This window comes from Psychromonas arctica (assembly GCF_038155225.1).
GTDB classification, from domain to species: Bacteria; Pseudomonadota; Gammaproteobacteria; order Enterobacterales; family Psychromonadaceae; genus Psychromonas; species Psychromonas arctica_B.
The window spans coordinates 1-2,973 of the sequence record NZ_JBAKBA010000084.1 but is presented as its reverse complement, the minus strand read 5'-3'; the positions used below and the strand labels follow the sequence as shown (position 1 = coordinate 2,973).

The following is a 2,973-nucleotide window of genomic DNA, read 5'->3' as shown; positions in this document are numbered from 1 at the left end:
AGCTAGCATTCATTTTAACAAGCATAAATGACTAGATAATTACTTAGATTGGTATTGTTACTGTTTACGTATGATGAATAATATTTATAAGGAATTATAGAAGACTATTTGATGCGGGGAGGTACAGAGAACATTGGAGAAAAGAGCTGGCTTAATGAACTTAAATAAATGAGGTGCTAACGTGTGCGGTTAGATAAGAACAGGCTATTTAGTAAGCTCAGTTTTTATTAATCCTTAGCTATTTATAAAAATAGAAGGATTACAATTTACATCGAGTATAAATAACAAAGAGTTTGCTAGGGTCTTCTTTTGCCGGTATATCATAAGTTTTTGCATCATTAGTAATATCACAAACTAAATGGTTTAATAATTCAGTCAATGTTTCACTGTCTTCAGCTTGGATGATTCTGGCATACCATAATACTAGTTCATCATCGTTATCTGTTTTTGCATAAATATGTTGATTCAAACTACTGTTGAAAAACATTTGTGACGGTTTTGAACTACGAATAATTTTATCAGGAAAATAGAAATGACCATTTTCATCTGTGACAACCTGATCTAAATATTCTTCTCCATAGGTTAACACTCTAAATACTTTAACATTAGATAGCGGTTGGCCATTATCAAGTAAAAGCCCATGAACTTCTCTTGATAAAACAACGTCCTGTTTTTTTAATAAACCAAACATATCCGCAAATACCAATGTTGAAACGAGTGAAAGAAAAGCAATAGAAACAACCACTATGAATAGTCTTTTTAACTTAGATGATGACAAGATAATAGACTCCTCTTAAAGCGTGTTTATAAATAAGAAAAAGTTGGGCGATAAAATAAAGAGCATTCAAACATACTGATAACTAAGTTTAAAAGCTTTTCTATAACAAACGATACGGCAGTTAATAAAACAAACATTAACTTACCGTATCATTTTTAGATTATAAAATTTTCCATATAACAAATGCCGCAGCAAAACCGATTAAATAAAGTAACCCTAACCAAGTTAAGCTTCGCAATAATGCACTGTGTTGAATGCTCTGCTCTGAACGAACTAACTTAAAGTTAAGCCATGCAAATATTGGCGTCGTAACAAAGGCAAGTGTCATCGCAAACATCAACATTGGCGCAAGAACCGATTTAAAGAACAATATAACTGCCATACCCGAAAAAGATTGTAGTAATAGCCAAATATTCAAACTGTGTTTCGATTGCTTAAAGCCTAATAGTTTATGCGATTCATTAAGTGTACGTGCATAACCATCAAGCACCGTTAAGGTTGTTCCAAATAGACATAAAAAAGCAATAATCGACACTAGTGGACGCGACCATTCACCGATCGTCATGGCATACATATCAGTCAGTTGTTTAGCAAATGCAACACCACCTAATACTGCAGTACTACTTTGACCATATTGTATTAACACGCCTAAGCCAAAGAATACTAATGCCAAGATCGCTGTTAACCAATAGCCAACATTAAAATCAAGTAAGCCTTGTTTTCTGGTAATGGTTTGTTGTGTTTGTTTTTCTTTTAACCATAACGAACTCAGTGCAGAGACCTCAATAGGTGCTGGCATCCAGCCCATTAGAGCAACCATAAAGCTAATCATCACTAATTCATAAGGCGATGGACCTACATAATCAGCAGGCGCCATAGGGCCGTTATTAAAGGCAATAATAAATGCAATCACCGTCGTAATAGTCAATATCAACATAATAAGTTTAGCAACATTATCAAGCGCTTTAAAATGCCCAAGCAATAAGATAACTAAACAAACTGCAAGTATTAACCAACACAACACCGTCACTGGAACAATAATAGGCAGAGCATAGTGCAATAAGCTTGCCGTTAATAAAATAACACCAGCAGTATTCACTACGGCGGCAATGATGTTTAAAACAATAAACGAATAAAAAAACCAAGGCCCTTTACTTTGGTAACCCTCAATCAGGCTTTTACCTGTCGCTAATGTATATTCAACACCAAAACGAAAGAAAGGATATTTAAGTATATTAACGGCAATAATTAACCAAATCAGCTGCCAACCAAAAATAGATCCCGCTTGCGTTGATGCGACTAAATGAGAACCACCTATAGAAGCTGTCGCCATGAGTATTCCAGGGCCAAAAGCATTAAGACGTGATTTGAATGTTGAGACTGATTGATTCATTTATAACCTTAAACATATATTTCTCGGGGCACTTAACATACAGAAATTAAAGGCAATAAAAAAGAATAAGTTTTTCTAATAAGTCACAGAATTAAGTTTTTTAACTTAACATTCGCTATTTTGTGAAATAAATTTAAATAATACCGATTACATTAAATAAGTGATCTAAATTTTACGCAGGAAAAATGACTTAGTTTAAGGCGTAAATCGAGCTAAATGGTTATTCCCTTTACGAAATTTACAACGAAGAAATAAGTTATTTTAACCAGTAAAATAGATCAGTTAATTAGTGTGATTGGTATAATGAAGTAAAAAATATAAAAATAGATTTAAAATCTAATTAAAAGAAAATAAGTAACAGGAGAGTTATAGTAGGCAATAGAGAGTAAATTTCGATGAAACATTAAAAATAAGTTAATAAATAGAGATTGTGTTTGATGTTGAGATATTGAGGAAATTAATTTTTTAGATTTGAAGAAATGGTGCTGATAGGCGGATTCGAACCGCCGACCTCACCCTTACCAAGGGTGTGCTCTACCGAACTGAGCCATATCAGCAAATGGGAATCTGACAATGACCTACTTTCACATGAGGAGACCTCACACTATCATCGGCGCAACTGCGTTTCACTTCTGAGTTCGGCATGGGATCAGGTGGTACCACAGTGCTATTATTATCAGAAAAAATCTTATATTTATAGCATTATAAATATTAAAACCCCAGCCGTAGGGCTGGGGTTTTGAATTGGGCGCTTGGCAATGACCTACTTTCACATGAGGAGACCTCACACTATCATCGGCGC

2 protein-coding genes, 1 tRNA gene and 1 rRNA gene are annotated in these 2,973 nt (G+C 34.3%); all 4 read right to left on the bottom strand.

Annotated features, from left to right (window positions below; translation table 11 throughout):
• Nucleotides 1-259 precede the first annotated feature (259 nt).
• Nucleotides 260-778, bottom strand: coding sequence for a DUF6795 domain-containing protein (locus V6255_RS17870; RefSeq protein WP_341629360.1), 519 nt, complete (start codon nucleotides 776-778; stop codon nucleotides 260-262).
• Nucleotides 779-938: 160 nt separating this feature from the next.
• Complete coding sequence (locus V6255_RS17865; protein ID WP_425355944.1) at nucleotides 939-2,111, bottom strand: NRAMP family divalent metal transporter; 1,173 nt, start codon at nucleotides 2,109-2,111, stop codon at nucleotides 939-941.
• Nucleotides 2,112-2,651: 540 nt separating this feature from the next.
• A tRNA-Thr gene (locus V6255_RS17860) sits at nucleotides 2,652-2,728 on the bottom strand.
• A gap of 8 nt (nucleotides 2,729-2,736) precedes the next feature.
• Nucleotides 2,737-2,852: ribosomal RNA gene (rrf, locus tag V6255_RS17855) — 5S ribosomal RNA — on the bottom strand.
• Nucleotides 2,853-2,973 lie beyond the last annotated feature (121 nt).